We start from the raw sequence: 18,686 nt of genomic DNA, 5'->3' as shown, positions 1-18,686 counted from the left end.
GCCATGTGCCTAGCCGTACCAGGACGTATCGAGTCCTTGGAGGAACGCGACGGAACGACGATGTCGGTGGTGAACTTCGGTGGCGTCCGAAAAGAAGTGTGCCTCGAATACATTCCGGGCGCCCGAGTCGGCGAGTACGTCGTGGTGCACGTCGGATTTGCGATCCAACGACTCGACGAGGAATCCGCACGCAGCACGCTGGCGGAATTCGAACACCTCGGCGTACTCGAAGAGGAATTCGGTGACGGGTTCGCCAGGGCTGCCCGGGCCGCCGGGATCGAACCGAAGGAGACGGAATCATGAAGTATCTGGACGAGTTCTCCGATCCGGAACTGGCCGGCAAACTGCTGGATCAGATCCGCGCGCTGGCCACGCGCCGATGGGCGATCATGGAAGTGTGTGGTGGTCAGACACATTCGATCATCAGGCACGGCATCGATCAACTACTCCCAGAGCAGATCGAGATGATTCACGGACCTGGTTGCCCGGTCTGCGTCACGCCGCTCGAGATCATCGACAAAGCTCTCGAAATCGCGGCAAAGCCCGATGTCATTTTCTGTTCATTCGGGGACATGTTGCGAGTTCCGGGGAGTTCGTCGGATCTGTTCCGGATCAAGAGCGCCGGCGGCGACGTTCGCGTGGTGTACTCACCGTTGGATGCACTGACTATTGCCAAGGAGAATCCGGACCGGCAAGTGGTGTTCTTCGGGATCGGATTCGAGACCACAGCGCCGGCCAACGCCATGACCGTTTACCAGGCCAATCGCCTGGGTATCAAGAACTTCTCGCTGCTCGTCTCGCACGTTCTGGTCCCGCCGGCAATGGCCGCGATAATGGACTCGCCAGAGTGCCGCGTGCAGGCATTTCTGGCGGCCGGGCATGTGTGCAGTGTGATGGGAACGTCGGAGTACCCGGCCCTCGCCGAGAAGTACAGGGTCCCGATCGTCGTCACCGGATTCGAGCCGCTGGATCTCCTGGAGGGCATCAGAAAGACTGTGCTGCAGTTGGAATCGGGTCGACACGAGGTCGAAAATGCCTACGCCCGTGCTGTCACGGCGGAGGGCAACACCGCAGCGAAAGCGATGCTCGAGGATGTGTTCGCGGTGTCGGACCGGACGTGGCGCGGCATCGGATCGATCCCGGACAGTGGTTGGCAGCTGGCGCCGAAGTATGCGTATTTTGATGCGGAAGAACGTTTTTCGGTGACCGATATCCACACCGACGAGTCGAGTGTCTGCCGGTCCGGTGAAGTATTGCAAGGCTTGATCAAGCCACACGAGTGCAGTGCCTTCGGGAAGGAATGCACTCCGCGGAATCCACTCGGTGCCACGATGGTGTCGTCCGAGGGGGCGTGCGCTGCGTACTACCTGTACCGACGCCTGGAACTGCAGGAGGCGGGTCATGCCGGCTGAGGAGACCGCTGTCGTGGACCTGTCGGCATGGGTGTGCCCACTGCCGCTGCGTGATTCGCCGAACATCGTCATGGGACACGGCGGTGGGGGAGCGATGTCCGCCGAGCTCATCGAGCATCTGTTCCTGCCCTCGTTCGGAAGCGCTGCCGATGCCGAGCTCGGCGACTCGGCTGTATTCGACATCGGCGGGGTGCGGCTCGCCTTCTCAACGGACTCGTACGTCGTGAAACCCATGGTGTTTCCCGGCGGAACGATCGGCGATCTTGCGGTCAACGGAACGGTGAACGACCTGGCGATGGCGGGAGCACAACCTTTGGTGATGTCGACGGCATTCATCCTCGAAGAAGGGACCGCGTTGACCGACATCGCGGGGATCGCGAAGGCGCTCGGGCGGGCTGCGCACGTTGCCGGCGTTCGACTGGTGACGGGTGACACCAAAGTTGTCGATGCCGGTCACGGCGACGGAGTCTTCATCAACACCGCGGGAATCGGGATTGTCGCCGACGGGGTGGACATCAACCCCACTCGCGCACAAGTGGGTGACGTCGTGATCGTCAGCGGCGACATCGGTGTTCACGGGGTGGCCGTGATGAGTTGTCGCGAAGGTCTCGAATTCGGGACCGAGGTGCGCAGTGATTGCGCGTCGCTCAACGGCGTGGTCGCCGACATGATTGCCACCGGCGTCGACATCCATGTCTTGCGCGACCCTACCCGGGGCGGAGTTGCCGCCACCCTCAACGAGATCGCTCAAGCGTCGAACATCGGTGTTGCGCTGGTGGAACGAGATCTGCCGATTCCCGCTGACGTGCGCGACGCCTGTGGGCTACTCGGTTTGGATCCTTTGTACGTCGCCAACGAGGGTAAGTTGATCGCCTTCGTTCCGCGAGAAGACTCCGACCGAATTCTGGAAGCGATGCGCGGTAATCCGCTGAGTGCGGGAGCTGCCGTGATCGGGGAGTGCGTGGCCGAACATCGCGGAATGGTGGTGGCGCGTACGGCATTGGGAGGCAATCGGGTAGTGGATTTGCCGGCAGGTGAACAACTTCCGCGGATCTGCTGATGACTGCCGTCGGTATGAACGGGCCGGCATTGTTTGCCCGCTACGCGTATCCGCCGAACGAGTTGGGTTACTGCGGACCCGACGATCCTTCAGTGCTGCTTCGTCTGGCCAGCGGCAACTCGGGCAGCGGCGACCGTGATCGCGCTCGTCAATTCGACGGTGCGTGGCCGTACCTCGAGGCATTGGCCGCAAGTGCGGGCATCGACGATCCTCTCGATCCGCGAGTGATCGAAGCCTATTGGGTAGGAGGTGATCTCCTCGACTCGCTTGATTCGGGGGCGTTGTTGCAGCACTTGAGGGCGGCATTCGGTGAACGCGAGAACACCGGGTTTCTCCCTGCCCTCGGGGATCGGGACCGCGCGCTCGCGCACCACAGTTTTCACGTATTTCTGGTGTATCCGTGGGTCAAGCTTCTTCGGAAGCGCGGTGCGGTCCCACTGTCCGTCCTCCAGAACTGCCGGATCAGATGGGGAGTGGTCGAGGACGTGAGTGAGGAGCACGCGTTGGTGGTTTCGTCCCCGCTCGAGTTCGACGGTGAGCAACTCGTACGCGGCACGCCGGTGACGCAGCGAGTGCGATGGAGCGTTGACGGCCGCTCACTCGCACCGACGCCCGTCCAGGGCGCCTTGGTGACGATGCACTGGGATTGGCTGTGTGACAACATCACGTCAGAGCAATCACGGGCATTGGATGCCGCGGAAGACTCGGCATTGCAGATCGCGACCCGGATGCTGTCGAGGTGACAGGCCCTGTCAGAGCAGGGACCACGGTCTGGCGGATACGGAGGTGTCAGGGCACGAAGAAGGTTCCGAGGCCCGGTGTTCCGATCGCCTGGGGATCGACGTATGCGACGACCTGACCCGAGCCCGGACGAATCGTGACGGGTTGTGCATCCAGTGTCGGAAATGATGCGGATCCGTACGCTCCGGTGCCGAGACTGAGCCAGTGGACGACCGCGGAGTGGGGGTTTCCGTCTCCGGGTGCGCGTTGCACGTGCAGCACGGCGACGCCCGGTTCTTCGCCGACGATCGCTGCAAGGTGGGGAGTGGGCAAGTCGACGAGCGGGACGTAAGGGTCGACCTGGAACGGAACCGTGCTCGGCGCCGCTGCCGCGGTACCCGGCATCATCACGCCGGAGATCGCAAGGGCCGCAAAGACCGCGGCACCGGTACGTGCAAAAGCGTTGAGTGCAGTCATACGATTCGACGCTAGTCGCTTGACCGGCGATTCGGTGCCGTTTCGCGTTTCAATCGGTGGCGGGGTGACGTCGACGCCACCGCCCAGTGGTACGCGAAGGTACTCGGAATGACGATCGAGATATTCGGCCCCACGGCACGCACTGCACTGAAGTTCGGAGATCAGAAGATCGATCTGAGGCCTCTCGGATCGGCGGAGCAAGACCCGGCCTGGACCACCGGCGCCGTCGAGGCAGCAGGTTCCGAGGATTTGTGCTTCATCACTCTTGCGTCACCCGGAACTGTCCGTGAGCACCTGGAGAACTGTGGGGTCGAGGTGCTCGACGGGCCCGTGACCAAACTGGGTGCCCTCGGCGAGATGGTCTCGCACTATTGTCGCGACCCCGACGTAAACCTTATCGAGATCGCCGTCTACCCGTGAACTAACCACTTCGAGGAGAAATTACTCCAGATTCAATGTCGTCCAGTGCTGCCTCCGCCGGCTGTCGACATCCTTCCCCGCCGTGCACTTGGAATTCTCGTTCGTCACCGGACTTTGCGGGTCCCGCTTCTCTGATCGTCGCCCGCGGTCCGCGTCCGTCGGACTGTTCTCTTCCAGATCGCTGATCGAACTGGTTTCGAGAAGGTGTCGGACCGACGTCCGATGGCTTTCGAGGGTGATCTAGCTACTTCCGTCGTCTATCGAGTGAGCGAGGGTGGCGACGGTGCGCTTTCGGTGGGTTGTTGCCGGTTGCACTGTGTCTGGCCAGTCAGCAGTTTCTTCCAGCGCCCAGTCGGCCCATTCTGCGATGTGGTTGAAGTGGCCGATCATGAACCGGTTGGCCAGTGCCATCAGATGATTCTGCTGGGGGAGTGTGCCGGCTTCGGGGGCCGAAATCCGTTGTGCGTGTGAGACGAACAGAGTTCGAGACCGAGTTGCCTGTTCGCGCATGGTGGTCAGGTTGGTCCGCAGGTCGGCGATCGTGCCTTGGTTGGCGAAGATCACGCGGATCATGCCTTCGAACTGCAAGGCGGGGGGTGTGGCCTGGGTGGCGAGCCAGTCACTCAGCGCTGTGCGACCTTCGTCGGTGATGGAGTAGACCGTGCGCGAGCGCTGAGTGCCTTTCGTTACCGTGCTCGCCGTGACCAGGCCGCGTTCAAGCAGGATTTTGGGGGCGTTGTATCGCTGTCGGTCGGCGCTGGGCCACAACTCGGCGACCCCGCGTCCGACCTGTTCGGCGATCTCGTATGCCGACCAGTCCTTGACCGTCAGCAGTCCCAGGATCATGTACGAGGTAGGTGTGAGATCACGCTGAGCCACATGGCTCCCTTCGTTCCGCGGTTACATCCGAGCCTACAAGTGCTACTTCCCTTCACCGTTTGCATCCTCGGTGTCGGCGATGTCGTCGGATGTGTCCTGAGCGGGCTTGCCGTAGATGAAGGGGACGAGCGCTGCAGCGACGGCAGAGGCCGGGGCGAAACCATCGGCCGTGGGTGCCAGATTTCCCCACACCACCAAGGTCACGTCGTTGACCGGGTCGTACCCCATGAACGAGTTGTAGCCGGGCAGTTCGCCGATGTGGCCGTACATCGGACCCATTTGAGCGATGCCGTATCCGTATCCTGCGGATCCTTCGCCATCTGTGGGTTGCACACTGTTCAAACGCAACTCTTGTGTGGCGGGACTCAGGAGCGAACCGGTTCCCAGAGCTTTGACCCATGTCGCCATGTCGTTTGCAGTCGAAATTCCCTGACCTGCAGACCATGTCCACGAGGGATTGTGCCTAGTGGTATTGGTCGGTTTTTCGGTGCCTGCGGCGATCGCGTCGAGGCGAGACTGTGGGAGGGCCTCTTTGCCTTCGCCGAGCGTTTCGACGTTGCCACTGTAGGTGTAGCCGTCTGCAAACGGAGTCGGGATGCTGGTGTCGGTGTTCGCAGGAAACGACGTCCCTGCCAGTGCGAGTGGCCCGAAGAATCGGTCCGCGAAGATCTGCTGAATCGGCTTGCCGTCCAGCTGCTCGGCGATCAAGCCGAGGAGAACGGTATTGGTGTTGGAGTAGTGATAACCGGTGTCGGGCGCGAAATACGGCGGCTGGCTCAGCCCCATTGCCAGCAGTTCCTCGGGTGTCCACACTCGCTCCGGTTGCTCGTCGAGCGCCCGGTTGAGTTCGAGGGTTTCGGTGTAGTTGTACAGGCCGCTACGCATGTCGAGTAGGTCGCCGATGGTGATGTTGTCGCCGTTGGGGACATCGGGGCGGAACTTGCTGACCGGATCGGTTACCGCAACCTTGCCTTCGTCGACCAACTGCAGGATGGCCGTACCGGTCCAGGTCTTGGTGTTCGAGCCCACGCGAACCTTGGTGTCCAGAGTGGGAGGCTCGTTCACGCCTTCCCTGACCGAACCCCATGTGTTGACGTACTTCTGCGTCGGCGTCGTGACCATGACCACCATTGCGATCTCACGGAACTCTTCTGCCTTCTCGGAGACGACGGAATCCATTGCGGCGCTGTCGAAAGACAAGACGGCGCTGTCCGCAGACCCGGCGGAGGTCGGCGGGGACGACGAGGGGGACTCGGAATCGGTTGCGGACGAACAGGCTGAGAGCAGCAATGCCGTAGCGATGCAGGCCACAGCCACTTTGCGGGTCTTGACGTTGTGAAAGGACGTCGACTTCCCAAAAGGGTTCATAGAGGGACTTTAAGCGATACTGCACTCTGCATGCTGCACTTTGCAGTAAATTACGACAAATCAGTCATGCATCCTCAGGAGCGTCCATGCCGCACACCACATCAGTTCGCGCCGTCGCTGCGTTGATCAGCGTCGGAGTAGTCCTCACAGCATGTTCGGCGAAGCCGTCGAATTCCGGTTCCGCATCGGCTCCGGCGCAACAGGTTCCCGAGGAGGCAGCCCGCATCATGGCCACCGATCCGTACGCCATGGCTCGGTGGTCCTATCTCTTGGTCGACCCCGCCACCGACGAGGTGATTTACAGCAACAATGCTGATAGCTCTATGTTTTTGGCTTCCCAGACCAAACATTTCACCGTCGGCACCGCCTACGACACCCTTGGTGTAGACCACACTGTCACCACCCCCGTTTATGCCACTTCTCTCCCCGTCGAGGGCACCCTTACCGGTGATCTGGTGCTGGTCGGCTCCGGTGACCTCGCGCTCGGTGGGCGCAACGCCGCACAAGGCCGATTCGATTTCGCCACCGACGGCATCGACCACGTCTACGCCGATGCCCTGCCAGGAGCCGTTCTCGCGCCCGGTGATCCGCTGGCAGGCCTGAACGATCTCGCACGACAAGTAGCCGACGCCGGCATCACTCGGGTAAACGGCGACGTTCTGGTGGACCCTCGTCTGTGGGACACATACTCGACAGTCGAAGGCCTGGTCCCGTCGATTTTCGTCAACGACAACCTCGTCGATATCCAGGCGAGTCCGGGTGCGGTAGGTGAGCCCGCCGCCATCGACATGCTTCCCGGTAACGGCCTGTTCCGCGTCGATGCTCAGGTCACCACGGGTGAGGAAGGTAGCGACTCGACTCTGAAGGTTGCGGCCGATCCGTCCGATCCCACCCAGATCAACGTGACCGGGTCGGTGCCGGCTGGAAAGACATCGCTGACTGTCTATCGCATTACCGACGCACCGACGTGGGCGCGTCAGCTGTTCGTAGAAGCACTGCGACGCAATGGAATCGAGGTTGCATCGGTATCTCGCACGAACAGCACGGCTGCCCTGCCTGTCGATCGGACATATTCAGGAAGTCGACAAGTTGCGAGCCTGCAATCGGCACCAATTTCGGAGTCGGGAGGGATGATTCTCGCGACAAGCTACAACACGGGCGCGAACACTTTCTTGTGTCTGTTGGCAGTAGCGACAGGATCGTCGTCGTGCAGCGACGGTCTGCCCACCGTGCGGGCACTCGCCGAGAAGGCAGGTATTGCAGCATCCGACCTGGTGGTCATGGACGGTCAGGGTGGAGACCCGTCACAATCGACGCCCGCAGCCGTCCTCCAGTGGCTCGACTGGGCGGACCAGCAGCCATGGGCCGATACGTTCTGGGCAGGTCAACCCGTACTCGGTGAGCGAGGTTCGTTGTCGGGCGTGGGAACCGACAGTCCGGCAAAGGGGAAGGTCATCGGTAAGACGGGAACATCCGCCGACGTCGAATCTGACACCGGCAGGTTGATAGTCACTCTTCAAGCGTTGTCGGGTTACATGATCACCCCGGACGATCGCCGACTTCTGTTTGTCGTCGCCGTCAGCGATGCAGTGTTTCCCGACCTGCCTAGGGGCGTGTTCCAAGTCGGGGGAGACGTCGGTGGTGTTGCCGCTGCATTCCAACAAGCACAGACGAATTGACGGGGCGAGACGGAGGTCCGGCGTTCGGGCGCTCATCCCTTTCGAATGAGGCACGAACGATGTAGGCGCACAGAGTGTCAGCATTGGCGCGCAGCGGTATCGACTGCGTCCCGATGAGAAACGAGTTTTGACATGGGTTCCGTTATCGGAGATCTCCTCCCCATAGCTGTCGGTATCGCCGTGTCTCCGGTAGCCGTAATCGCCACGATCTTGATGTTGCTCTCCAAGCGCGCGGGTAGCACCAGCATCGGGTTCGCGTTGGGTTGGCTGCTCGGAATCTTCATTGCCACAGTTCTTTTTGTCATCCTGTCCAGTGCCCGCAGCGCCTCGGGCAATGGACCGTCTGCCACGGTATCGTGGATCAAACTAGCTCTCGGTGTACTTCTGTTGGCGGTCGGGGTCAAGCAGTGGCGAGGGCGCAGCGGCGAGCACGAAACACCGAAGTGGATGCAAGCCATCGACGAGATGACCGCGGTCAAGGGGTTGGGCCTAGGATTCGCGCTCGCCGCGATCAACCCGAAGAATCTGCTGATGTGCATCGCGGCGGGAGTGTCGATCGGCTCGGCGTCGCTGGCGACCAGTGGAGTGATCGCCTCTGTCCTCGCCTTCACGATCATCGCCAGTTCAACGGTCGCGATCCCGGTCATCGGATACCTGGTGGCTGCTGATCGTCTGCGCGAGCCGTTGGCCAAGCTCAAAGTCTGGCTCCAGGACAACAACACCACAGTGATGAGCGTGTTGATCTTGGTCGTCGGAGTTGTTCTGATCGGCAAAGGAATCGGCGGAATCTTCTGATAAACCCTCTTTCAGGTGGTGTGAACGCGGACCGCCGAGGTGGGTGTCCTATCAGGCCAAGTTCACCGCGTAGTCGCCATCGGCGTGGCCGATCAGTTGCCAGCCGCCCGCTATCGGGGACAGTCGGACGTCAGCGAGATTCGTGGTCTCGAGCTGTGGCCGGTCGGTGCCGGGGTACCAGGCTTCGACCTGTCCGGTACCGGTCCCGGTAAACCCGTTGCGCGACAACTCCGTCAGTGTGCCGGGCGCTGCTCGGGGATAAGCACGCGAGAGAGGCCCGGCAAATCCCTCTACGAGCCCGAGTGATTCGCCGGAAGGGCAGTCGATGCGATTCAAATTTCCTTGCGGCTGGTGGGTGTTGCCGTCCCGAACCGGGTGGGGGTCACCGCACGCTTGTGTCCACGACCACCACGCGCCGCCCATCCGGTAGTTGTCCGTGGCGTCGACGAAGCGGTCGACGTCTGCTCCCTGCTCGCCGGCATCCCCGAACCAACCCCATTCACCCGTCCACAACGGGGCGTCGTACCAGGCGGCAGCGCGGTCGGCGATCTTGAACCCGTCTTCGATTCCGGGGAATTCGCTACTGACTGTTATCGATTCGCTGTAGAGATGTGGCGAGAAGACCACCAGAGGATCGGTCAGGTACTGGCGTGGGGGCAGCGCGTCGAAGCCGAATGCCGACCAGATCGCGCTGGGCTCGAAGAACACGAGGTGCGGAAATCCGCCTGATTCGGCCTGTCTGATGGCGTCGGTGGCCCGCTTGTAGAACTGCCCGATCTGATCAGCGGCGGTGAATGGATCGCGCAGGCCGGGATTCGGTTCGTTCAAAAGGTCGTATCCTGCCACCGCTGGTTCGTCTTTGAACTCGGCGGCCAACCGCGCCCACGTAGCCACGAGGCGACTCTGGATTCCTTGCTCGTCGTCGTAAAACGCCTGGAAGGCATGGGCGATCGCCGGTGCGGCTTCCCGGAGTCCACCGATGTTGCAGGTCGTCCATCCGCCGGTCAGGGTTGCCCACTCCGGTGCGCCGTCCCAGCCGACTCCCGGCTCCATGAAAGACGGGCACGACTGGTCGCTCGGGGTGCCGACGTACGGGCCCCATGCGTCCTGATGCATGTCGAGAACGGTGTAGATGCCGTGATCTTTCGCGTTCTGGACTGCGCCTCGAATCCGGTCGACATACGCAGTGTCGAATGCACCGCGGGTCGGTTCGAGGAGGGACCACGCGACGTTGAGTCGGACAACGTTGAAGCCCAGCGCGGCCATCTGTGCGAAGTCCGTTCTTCCCAGCGGCGTAACGGTGGGTAGACCGGTGCCGTTGGTTGCGTAGTCATTGAGACCGTTGGCGTTCACGCCGCGGAGCAACACCGTTCGTCCGTCGACGTCCTTGATCGTTCGATCTGCGACGGTCAGTTGGGGGAGAGTCCAGCCCGGATCCGGGGGTGAAGCGTTTGCCGCCGGGGCTGCAATCTGGATAGCCAGGATTGCAAGGGTGGCAAGCAACAGCGCACGCATCCGTCGACCTTTCTAGACAAACGTCCAATTTGGAGATGAGGGTAGCGTGAGAACGCCTTATTGCGGCGCGATTCGCACATACCCGTCACGTCTTCACTGCCTGGAATGCCCCGGCTCGAGGCTGCTGTACGGGGTGCGAGAATTGTCGACAAGTCGCGACCCGAGGGAGCATTTGTGAAGCTTGCACTGACTGATCTGGTCGAACAACTACCCGGCGACGATGTGACGATCACGCGAGCGTTCTATGCGTCGCGGCTTGCCGGTGTCGGTCCGAGTTCGCTGCAGGAACTGCTTGTGGCGCGAGCATCCAGGGTGGTTGAGCCCACGGCGACCCGGGCTGTTGAACACACACTCGACATCGAGGGTCGATCCGTTTCAGTGCGCGTAGTCACGCCGAAAGACGGCGTTGTCAACGGGGTCTATCTGTATCTTCCGGGTGGTGGTTTCTACATGAGTTCAGCGGCCAGCGCTGACGCCCGAAGTACGAGACTTGCCGACGCGGTCGGGGTGGCAGTGGTTACCGTCGATTACCGGCTTGCACCGGAATTCCCTTGGCCGGCAGCGCCGGACGATTGCGAGGCAGTCGCTTTGTGGCTACTTGATGTCGCTGCCGAACGGTTCGGGACAACCAGGCTCGCCATCGGTGGCATGTCGGCGGGAGCAACCTTGGTGACGACGACATTGCTGCGCCTTCGTGATCGAGGTCTGGCCCACTCGTTTTCCGGTGCCGTGTTGGAAGCGGGCACGTACGACGTCAGTGCTCAGACTCCCGCGGGCCGCACCATCAGCGACGAATACTTCATCGAAGCCTATGTCGGGCATGTCGATGATCGCACTCTCCCGGATATTTCTCCGACATTCGGCGACCTCAGCGGCCTGCCGCCTACCCTCGTGGTGGTCGGATCAGAAGACGTGGTTCTGGCTGAGAACCTTGCCATGGTGGCGCGGCTGTCGGCGGCCGGTAACGACGTCGACTTGCGTCTCTATCCTGTTGTCCCGCATGGATTTACAAACCATCCAACGCCTGTTGCCCGGCGTGCTGCGCTCGATATGGGTGCTTGGCTTCGGAATCGACTCGACTCCAACCCCGCGTGACAAGCACGGGCGCGGTTCAGTGTGCCGAGGGTGTAGGAGTGGCAGGAGCGGGCAATTCGGACACCTGAACAAATGTCCGGTTTTTGGGGCAAAGTCGGGACGAGGAGCGCGCCACCCTTGTAATCTCGCACGTGAGTTTGCGGGGGCGCGGGGTCGTCCAGCACAGCGAGTGAAGAGGACGACGATGACGACTGCTTACACGCGCCGCCGAGGGGCGCATTCTTTCGGAATCGCCCTCACTGCGCTGTTTACCGTGGTGGCGGCCTTGACCGGTCCCGCACTCGCCTCCGCCTCGAGCGGCGACCCGCAATCGGGTTCGAGCCAGTTCGGATCGTCCGGGGAGCAACCGCCGCTGCCGGAGATCTCACCGCCGTCCGCGGCCGAGATCAGGCTCGACGAGGCGCGGAACTTCCGCGACATCGGCGGCTATCGGACTACCGACGGCAGGACCGTCCGGACAGGCCTGGTGTTCCGTTCCAACAAGCTCAGCTCGCTCAATGAGACTGATCTGGCCAAACTCACCGCCGCGAACCTGACCCTCGACGTCGATCTGCGTAACACCTCCGAACGCACGGAGGATCCCGATCGGATCCCCGCCGGGGTCACCTACCAGGTCGCCGACGTCGTCAGCATCGACCATGGCATCGCGTTCCACGAGTTCGTTCCCCTGACCCTCGGTCGCGCGTTGATCGACGGCGCGGTCAACGGAACCTCGAACATCGGCCAGAGCATCGGCTACCCGTTCATGGTCAACTACCGTGGCTCCGATGTCGCCTTCCATGATCTGCTGACGGCGATCGCGAACAACTCCGACGGCGCAACCGTCTACCACTGCAGCGCAGGGAAGGATCGCACCGGTTGGGGTACCGCGATCCTGCTGACCATCCTCGGTGTCCCGCGTGAGGTCATCAGTGCCGACTTCATGGCGTCGAACACGTACCTGGGCCGGGACGACGCGGTGGACCTGTCGTGGCTCGATGCGGCGTACGCCCAGGTGGACCGGCTCTACGGCGGTATGGATACTTACGTACGGGAGGGCCTCGGCGTCGACCAGGGCACTATCGACTCTCTGCGTGCCAAGCTTCTCCTCTAGGCGCAGCCCCACACCTCGACTTATTGCCCACTCGGACCCTCTGCTGTTCCAGTGCGACCAATGATTACGGGAATGCGCAATTTTGTGGCGCTGCTCCTGCGGTGGGCTCGAGGTTGCGGTCTCCATCATCAGGCCGCATGCCATCACCAAGTGGCGCAGGAACTTTGCTCACAAGAAGCACGCCTGATCATGCACTCGACGCTGGCCAATTGGTCAGCATCGAATCGAGAGCCTCGAGGATCCTGGACCAGCTTTCGGCGCTGTCCGGTGCACTGTGGCTGAACGATCCACCTAACTCCAGGCTGGCATATCCATGGAAAACGCTGCCTAGCAACCGAACTGCGTGAGTCTGGTCGAGGTCGGTGAGGTTGTATCCGCGCAGAATCGATCGCATCATCTGCGAGTGTCTGAAGCCCGCGCTCGCTGCTGCGTCCTCCGGGGTGAGGCGCATCTGTGACGCGGCGTACCGGCCGGGGTGTGCCTTCGCGTAGTCGCGATAGACGTTCGCGAAGGCGGTCAAAGCGTCGCGGCCGGACCGACCGGCCACGGCGTCGGCAGCCTGGTCGGCCATCTCCTCCAAAGCGAGCAACGAGATTCTGGTTTTGAGGTCGTTCGAACTCTTTACGTGGGAGTACAGGCTTGCGACTTTGACGTCGAACTGCCTGGCGACTGCCGATACGGTCACGTGCTCGAAGCCGACCTCGTCGGCCAATTCCGCGCCCGCCATCGCGAGACGGTCGGCTGTGAGTCCTGCGCGAGGCATGTCAATCGGTCCTGTTCGTTGGGAGGGTAAACCACTTGCCTAAGGATTATAGGCAAATTACTATCAGCAGTAGCAAACTTCCGTAAACGATTTTCAGGTGAATGAAATGCACAGCCAGAGCAGCTGGACTACTACCGAAATTTCCGACGACATCGTGCGCGGAGCCCTCGAAATCGAACGGACCGAACGCGGTGTGCTGACGCACCGCCTACCTGCCAAGGCTCGCACGCAATTCGCTGACGGGCAGATGGCAATGGCGCAATCACAACCGTCCGGAGTGCGGCTTGTATTCCGAACCAGCGCTACGAGCATCGAACTCGATACTCTGCCCACGAAAATGATCTACACCGGCGCTCCGCCGAGGCCGCAAGGGGTGTACGACCTGCTCGTCGACGGCGAACTGGCCGGGCAAGCAAGCGCGACGGGCGGCAATACGGTGACGATCGACATGGCTACCGGTACCGCTCAGAGGCAGTCCGGACCTGTCAGTATCATCCGTTTCGCGGAGCTGCCCGCGCGATCCAAGACCGTCGAGATCTGGTTGCCACACAACGAGACCACCGAACTTGTCGCATTGCGAACCGACGCGCCACTCGAACTCGCGGTTGATACGAAGCGCCGCGTGTGGCTCCATCACGGAAGCTCGATCAGTCAAGGATCCGGCGCTGAAAGTCCCTCCGGCACTTGGCCTGCTCTTGCAGCCTCCGTCGGCGGCGTGGATCTGATCAACCTCGGGTTCAGTGGCAGTGCTCTGCTGGACCAGTACACCGCCCGCGCGATGCGCGACACTTCTGCTGACCTGATCAGCATCAAGATGGGCATCAATCTGGTCAACGCAGACGTGATGCGCCTACGGGCCTTCACATCTGCAATGCACGGCTTCCTCGACACGGTTCGCGACGGTCATCCAGTGGCTCCGCTGTTGGTCGTTTCGCCCGTCTATTGCCCGATCCACGAGGACACACCGGGGCCTGGTGCCTTCGACTTCGACGCTCTTGCCAGAGGCGAAATGCGATTCGTTGCCACCGGAGATCCCGCCGAGCGGGCATCCGGGAAGCTGACGCTGCGCTCGATTCGGGAAGAGTTGGCGCGCATCGTAACCCAGCGGTCAGTCGATGATCCCAATCTGCATTACGTCGACGGGTGTGATCTCTACGGTGCCGCGGAGAACGAAGAGTTGCCGCTTCCCGATCAGCTCCATCCGGACGCTGCAACGCATCGTCTCATCGGCGAACGCTTTGCCCAACGTGTATTCGCAGACGGCGGTGTATTCGCCGGCGAGGTGTATTCGCCGGCGAGGTGTAATCGCGCAATCTGATTCGGCTCACACCACCACTCACATCACGGTGAGCCGAATCAGCGGGTACTTGCGATCGGACTTGCTCTGGTACTTGGCGATTCGGGGCTGGGCGGTGGCCACTTGGTGCCACGCTTGCTCGCGATCGTCGCCTTCTAGTTCGTGAGCTGTGACTGGTACGGCATTTCGGCCGGGCATCTCGATAGACACTCGATCGGGATGCGCCACCACATTCGAGTGCCAGTCCGGGTTTCGACCGCCGCCGCCCGAAGCCACGATCAACAGACCGCCCCTGCCGTCGGACAGGTGCATCAGCGGAGTCTCTCGGGGTTGCCCGCTGCGTCGGCCTACCGTGTGCAGGATGAGGACGTCCATTCCCATGAACGTGCCTTTCCCGCGCCGAATCTTGCGATTCGTGCGGGCGTTCGCGTTCCGCTGCATCCACCGTGACAGTGCGCCGGAACCGCCGGACTTCGGTTCGCAGTGATTCCCGATGGGATCTCTCGGTGTTGGATCCGTCTGTGCCATGGTCGGCTACCTCCAGTTTGTCGGCGTGAGCGTCGTTTCGACAAACCTATGAGGCTTCCGGGCTCGGTGCTTCTCGATTTCTGATCACTGTGGTTTCCGGTCACTGTGTTTTGTGATCGGAGTTCACACGATTTGACCCTGACGTAGCGTGAGGGCTCACGATGACTTCATGACCGACACCTACCCTGCATTCGACATCAGCCCCGTCCCTGTCCCTACGACCGATGCCGTGCCTCCGGAACAGTTCCGAGGTCTCTACGGTATGCCGATGTTCGTGTCTGTTCCGACTTCGGATCTGGCCGAATCGGCAGACTTCTGGATCCGCGGGCTCGGTTTCTTCGACCTCTTTTCGGTGCCTGATCGACTGACGCATCTGCGGCGCTGGGCATTTCAAGACGTTCTGCTCGTGCCCGGCGAGCGAGCAGATTCACCACCGTCCATCAGCGTGAGCTTTGCGTGTGTGCTGAGTCAGATCGACCAGATAGCAAAGGCGTGTGAGGAATTGCGGCCCGGATGCACCAGCGGTCCAGACCTGAAGCCGTGGAATTCACTGGAGTTGGAGATCGTGACACCGGAGAACGCGCGTGTGATCATGACGGCCGCTCGTCCGTACGACCCGAACAGTGCCGAGGCCGAGCATCTGCGAGGTATGGGAATTGACGGACCCGACGACTGAACAGAAGTCTGACGCGGTGGTCTCGCGCGCCGCGTCTGTCAAACTGGATGCCGTGACGGATCAACTCTTCGGAGACGAGGCAGACAATGCTCTTACCGTCGGTGCTGCCGCATCTCGGCTGGGCATAACTGTACGTACCCTTCATCATTGGGACGCAATCGGTTTGGTGTGCCCGTCCGGGCGCAGTGACGGTGGCTACCGGCTGTACACCGACGCCGACCTCGGCCGAATTGGTCGCGTACTTGTCTACCGCGACGTGGGCTTGTCGCTCGACGAGATCGGGATATTGCTCGAATCGCCGGCAGCCCACGTGGACGAAACACTGCGCGGGCAGCGCGCCGAGTTGCGACAACGGATTGCCGACTTGGAGCAACGGGGCGAGTCCTTGGATCGCATCATCGATGCCAGGAAGTCCGGTGTGCTGTTGCCGGCAGACGAGCAGGTGTCGATCTTCGGCCGACACTGGCAGCCGTCATGGGGGCCGGAGGCGCACGAGCGTTGGGGTGACAGTGCGCAGTGGGCGCAGCACGCGGAACGGTCGGCGGGTAGGACCGCTGAGGATTGGCAGAAGATCACCGACTGCGTCGAGACGCTCAACGAACATCTGGCGCTGGCGTGCCGCGCGGGTGTCGAACCGGGAAGCGCCGAGGCGAATTCGCTGGCAGAACGCCACCGAGCGTCGATCGGGGTCTACTTCGACTGCACACATTCGATGCAGGTGTGTCTGGGACGGATGTACGTGGCCGATCCGGGATTCTCCGAGTTCTACGACGCGCTGTTCTACGAGACGGTCGAGACCGGTCTGACCGCGTGGCTCCGCGCTGTCATCGATGCGAACGCTCTGGCCCATGGAGTTGTCCCCGAATCGGCGACATGGGTGTGAGTGAGCTGGTGGTCGCTCGTCAGTCCAAAGACGCGCAGGCAGTGCACCACGGTCGGCCGTCGACCCCGGGGGCACGATGGGGTACTGCGATGCGCGCGGCCAAGATGCAGCTTTCGTTGTCGTGATAGACGTCGAGGTCCGAAGGTTCCGTCGAGTGGAACGCCGGGACCTTCATGTCTACCTCCGTTGTCACTCGCCAGAGAGTTGGCTCGTTGCGGTAATCCTCCCACCCCAGCGATCATCTCGCCTGTCGGAAGAAGCGGGAGGTCACGGCGAGGCAATCAGTTTTGTTGAATCGTTCTCGTCGAGGAGAGCTTGGTCGTCGTTGAGGAAAGTGAGCTGTTAGTCGATTTCGTAGGTCTGGTTGATTCGGGCGATCACCGAAGGAATTACCGTCCTCGTCGACGACAGACACGGCAACGAACACCCCGCGAACGTCGCCGCGGTCACCGTCATCCGAGACAAGGACAGCGGCGCCGTCACCGAAACCACCCTCGCCTTCAACGGCACCGGACGGGTCAAGAACCACATCACCTACGGACCACACGAAGTCGTCCTGCTCCCCGAACCTGACACCACCGCAGCCGCGCCCGGACACCGGAGCGCAGGCTTCGCTGACACACCTGCACAACCCTCACCCGAAAGGTCCACCCATGAGCCGCCGCATCTCTCAATCGATCACCCCGACCGCCGGCGACATCACCCGTGCTGAGTAACCCCTTCGCAGCCCCCAAGGCGGCGGTGACCCCGTCATCTCCGAACTACGCCGCGTCCTCAAAAACGCCATCCCTGGCTGTTGTGGGTATGGACGTTGCTGACGCGGGACTGAAGTAGACGGGCTGGTCCTCGGCGTAAGAATGGGAGTTGCGACACAACCGTTCTCGACCAAGAAGGACCAGCCCTGTGACACACCGTAATGCTCCGCTGACCGTGGAGGGAAGACGACGCCTGATCGAGCGCTGCCAAAGTCGTCCGATCGCCCACGTCGCCGCCGAGATGGGCATCTCCCGACAATGCGCCGCAGCGCCCGGGCAAGCCGGCATCACCGACGGAGGAGGACAAGCAGGCATTACCGACGGCGGGGGACAGTCCGGCGTGACCATCGAACCCACCCCGCCGCCGGCCACAGAAGCTCCAGCCCCGACCGAACCCATCTACTGGGTCGACCCACCCGCGCAACACCAGAAAATCGACTACCAGCCGCTACCGAACTGGGACTACGACACCAACACCTACACACCACCCGCCTACACCAAGACCACACCGACCCCCGTCGACGTCGTCGCACCGATCATCGCCCCACGCGACACCCTCCGCATCGGAACCTTCCACATCGCACAACCGAACTGGGTCTCCGACGTCGACCTCGAGCGGACCAACAACACCACCGCCATCATCGAATCCGGAGCCGCCACCGGCTGGAACTCCTTCGGCGTCGCCGTCGACAAAGCCAGCCGCGACGCCGCCACCCAAGTAGGCGGTGCCGCAGCCGGAGCACTCGCCGGAGGAATCGGCCTCGCGACCCCGTTCGCCATCGGAGGAGCACTGATCGGCGGCACCGTCGGCGGAAACATCGGCCTCGGACTGGGCAACGTCTTTGTCCCCGGAATCGGTTGGGTAGCGGGCGGTCTCGCCGGAACCGCCGTCGGCGCCGGTACAGGCGCCCTCCTCGCCGGCGCACCAGCATTCATTGTCGGCGGTCTGGGCGGAGGAATAGCAGGATTCACCGCCGCCGTCGCGTACGGCGCAGGTGAACTCGGCGAACCCGTCGAAATCGAGGTCCCAGACGTCGACCAACCCGCCGTCCGCGACACCATCGCTACGGCCCCCACGATCGACCAGCAGGCCCACGACTTCGTCGCAGCTCAGCCCGGAGGCGAGCAGATCGTCGAACACGTCGACACCGCACTCACGGACTTCCTCACCAGCGCCACCCCGGGCCTGGCGTCCTCGCTGATCAGCGACGCAGTCGGCGCAGGTATCCCGGCGTAAAGCTCGCATGATCAGAGCCGTTCAAGTCGGGCGG

20 protein-coding genes and 1 pseudogene are annotated in these 18,686 nt (G+C 62.0%); 14 read left to right on the top strand and 7 right to left on the bottom strand.

Annotated features, from left to right (window positions below; translation table 11 throughout):
- Positions 1–3 precede the first annotated feature (3 nt).
- Genes AC2ETI_RS02910 through AC2ETI_RS02895 form a run of 4 tightly spaced genes read left to right on the top strand, consistent with a single transcriptional unit; the run spans position 4 to position 3,215 of the window.
- Positions 4–303, top strand: coding sequence for a HypC/HybG/HupF family hydrogenase formation chaperone (locus AC2ETI_RS02910; protein ID WP_020907459.1), 300 nt, complete (start codon positions 4–6; stop codon positions 301–303).
- A complete protein-coding gene (gene hypD / locus AC2ETI_RS02905; protein ID WP_021333540.1) occupies positions 300–1,412 on the top strand; it encodes a hydrogenase formation protein HypD in 1,113 nt (370 codons plus the stop codon). The genes AC2ETI_RS02910 and hypD overlap by 4 nt, the downstream gene beginning before the upstream one ends.
- Positions 1,402–2,472, top strand: coding sequence for a hydrogenase expression/formation protein HypE (hypE, locus tag AC2ETI_RS02900; RefSeq protein WP_020969420.1), 1,071 nt, complete (start codon positions 1,402–1,404; stop codon positions 2,470–2,472). The genes hypD and hypE overlap by 11 nt, the downstream gene beginning before the upstream one ends.
- On the top strand, positions 2,472–3,215 hold the full coding sequence (locus AC2ETI_RS02895) for a DUF6390 family protein (protein WP_279163938.1): 744 nt from the start codon (positions 2,472–2,474) through the stop codon (positions 3,213–3,215). The genes hypE and AC2ETI_RS02895 overlap by 1 nt, the downstream gene beginning before the upstream one ends.
- 46 nt (positions 3,216–3,261) lie before the next feature.
- Here the strand turns inward: AC2ETI_RS02895 and AC2ETI_RS02890 are convergent, their stop codons facing one another.
- A complete protein-coding gene (locus tag AC2ETI_RS02890) occupies positions 3,262–3,669 on the bottom strand; it encodes a hypothetical protein (RefSeq protein ID WP_019748092.1) in 408 nt (135 codons plus the stop codon).
- 60 nt (positions 3,670–3,729) lie between these two features.
- On the opposite strand from AC2ETI_RS02890, the pseudogene AC2ETI_RS02885 reads away from it, so the two are divergent.
- Positions 3,730–4,089, top strand: a pseudogene (locus tag AC2ETI_RS02885) (VOC family protein); the annotation flags it as partial.
- 240 nt (positions 4,090–4,329) lie between these two features.
- On the opposite strand, the gene AC2ETI_RS02880 reads toward AC2ETI_RS02885, so the two are convergent.
- Together AC2ETI_RS02880 and AC2ETI_RS02875 are read right to left on the bottom strand one after the other, a co-directional pair.
- Complete coding sequence (locus AC2ETI_RS02880) at positions 4,330–4,968, bottom strand: PadR family transcriptional regulator (protein WP_483633547.1); 639 nt, start codon at positions 4,966–4,968, stop codon at positions 4,330–4,332.
- Between the two features lie 42 nt (positions 4,969–5,010).
- Positions 5,011–6,336, bottom strand: a complete 1,326-nt coding sequence (locus AC2ETI_RS02875; RefSeq protein WP_070385291.1) for a serine hydrolase domain-containing protein — start codon at positions 6,334–6,336, stop codon at positions 5,011–5,013.
- A gap of 86 nt (positions 6,337–6,422) precedes the next feature.
- Here AC2ETI_RS02875 and AC2ETI_RS02870 point away from each other — a divergent pair, with 86 nt between their 5' ends.
- Both AC2ETI_RS02870 and AC2ETI_RS02865 read left to right on the top strand, forming a co-directional pair.
- Positions 6,423–8,015 (top strand): D-alanyl-D-alanine carboxypeptidase/D-alanyl-D-alanine-endopeptidase, encoded by a 1,593-nt coding sequence (locus AC2ETI_RS02870; RefSeq protein ID WP_483633546.1) that lies wholly within the window; start codon positions 6,423–6,425, stop codon positions 8,013–8,015.
- 132 nt (positions 8,016–8,147) lie between these two features.
- Positions 8,148–8,810, top strand: coding sequence for a GAP family protein (locus tag AC2ETI_RS02865; RefSeq protein WP_483633545.1), 663 nt, complete (start codon positions 8,148–8,150; stop codon positions 8,808–8,810).
- A 51-nt stretch (positions 8,811–8,861) separates the two neighbouring features.
- On the opposite strand, the gene AC2ETI_RS02860 is transcribed toward AC2ETI_RS02865, so the two are convergent.
- On the bottom strand, positions 8,862–10,325 hold the full coding sequence (locus AC2ETI_RS02860) for a glycoside hydrolase family 5 protein (protein WP_483633544.1): 1,464 nt from the start codon (positions 10,323–10,325) through the stop codon (positions 8,862–8,864).
- A 174-nt stretch (positions 10,326–10,499) separates the two neighbouring features.
- On the opposite strand from AC2ETI_RS02860, the gene AC2ETI_RS02855 reads away from it, so the two are divergent.
- Together AC2ETI_RS02855 and AC2ETI_RS02850 are read left to right on the top strand one after the other, a co-directional pair.
- Positions 10,500–11,420 carry an alpha/beta hydrolase gene (locus tag AC2ETI_RS02855; RefSeq protein WP_483633543.1) on the top strand — a complete coding sequence of 307 codons (921 nt, stop codon included), beginning with the start codon at positions 10,500–10,502 and terminating at the stop codon, positions 11,418–11,420.
- A gap of 184 nt (positions 11,421–11,604) precedes the next feature.
- A complete protein-coding gene (locus tag AC2ETI_RS02850) occupies positions 11,605–12,513 on the top strand; it encodes a tyrosine-protein phosphatase (RefSeq protein ID WP_317832961.1) in 909 nt (302 codons plus the stop codon).
- Positions 12,514–12,700: 187 nt separating this feature from the next.
- Here AC2ETI_RS02850 and AC2ETI_RS02845 read toward each other — a convergent pair whose 3' ends face one another.
- Positions 12,701–13,276, bottom strand: a complete 576-nt coding sequence (locus tag AC2ETI_RS02845; RefSeq protein ID WP_483633542.1) for a TetR/AcrR family transcriptional regulator — start codon at positions 13,274–13,276, stop codon at positions 12,701–12,703.
- A 106-nt stretch (positions 13,277–13,382) separates the two neighbouring features.
- Here AC2ETI_RS02845 and AC2ETI_RS02840 point away from each other — a divergent pair, with 106 nt between their 5' ends.
- On the top strand, positions 13,383–14,594 hold the full coding sequence (locus AC2ETI_RS02840; protein WP_483633541.1) for a GDSL-type esterase/lipase family protein: 1,212 nt from the start codon (positions 13,383–13,385) through the stop codon (positions 14,592–14,594).
- Between the two features lie 18 nt (positions 14,595–14,612).
- Here the strand turns inward: AC2ETI_RS02840 and AC2ETI_RS02835 are convergent, their stop codons facing one another.
- Positions 14,613–15,101 carry a nitroreductase family deazaflavin-dependent oxidoreductase gene (locus AC2ETI_RS02835; RefSeq protein ID WP_483633540.1) on the bottom strand — a complete coding sequence of 163 codons (489 nt, stop codon included), beginning with the start codon at positions 15,099–15,101 and terminating at the stop codon, positions 14,613–14,615.
- Positions 15,102–15,270: 169 nt separating this feature from the next.
- Here AC2ETI_RS02835 and AC2ETI_RS02830 point away from each other — a divergent pair, with 169 nt between their 5' ends.
- Positions 15,271–15,777 (top strand): VOC family protein, encoded by a 507-nt coding sequence (locus tag AC2ETI_RS02830; RefSeq protein WP_070797188.1) that lies wholly within the window; start codon positions 15,271–15,273, stop codon positions 15,775–15,777.
- Between the two features lie 52 nt (positions 15,778–15,829).
- Entirely contained in the window at positions 15,830–16,660 is an 831-nt protein-coding gene (locus AC2ETI_RS02825) for a MerR family transcriptional regulator (protein ID WP_051119134.1), read from the top strand.
- A 19-nt stretch (positions 16,661–16,679) separates the two neighbouring features.
- Here AC2ETI_RS02825 and AC2ETI_RS02820 read toward each other — a convergent pair whose 3' ends face one another.
- Positions 16,680–16,853 carry a hypothetical protein gene (locus tag AC2ETI_RS02820; protein WP_155404261.1) on the bottom strand — a complete coding sequence of 58 codons (174 nt, stop codon included), beginning with the start codon at positions 16,851–16,853 and terminating at the stop codon, positions 16,680–16,682.
- 171 nt (positions 16,854–17,024) lie between these two features.
- On the opposite strand from AC2ETI_RS02820, the gene AC2ETI_RS02815 reads away from it, so the two are divergent.
- Complete coding sequence (locus AC2ETI_RS02815) at positions 17,025–17,372, top strand: hypothetical protein (RefSeq protein ID WP_483633539.1); 348 nt, start codon at positions 17,025–17,027, stop codon at positions 17,370–17,372.
- Positions 17,373–17,563: 191 nt separating this feature from the next.
- Positions 17,564–18,652 (top strand): insoluble domain protein, encoded by a 1,089-nt coding sequence (locus AC2ETI_RS02810; RefSeq protein WP_483633538.1) that lies wholly within the window; start codon positions 17,564–17,566, stop codon positions 18,650–18,652.
- The last annotated feature ends 34 nt before the right edge of the window (positions 18,653–18,686 follow it).

This window comes from Rhodococcus sp. MurmanLake-1, from assembly GCF_056945715.1.
Note: the sequence above shows the minus strand (reverse complement) of the source record. Positions and strands in the feature narration are given on the sequence as shown.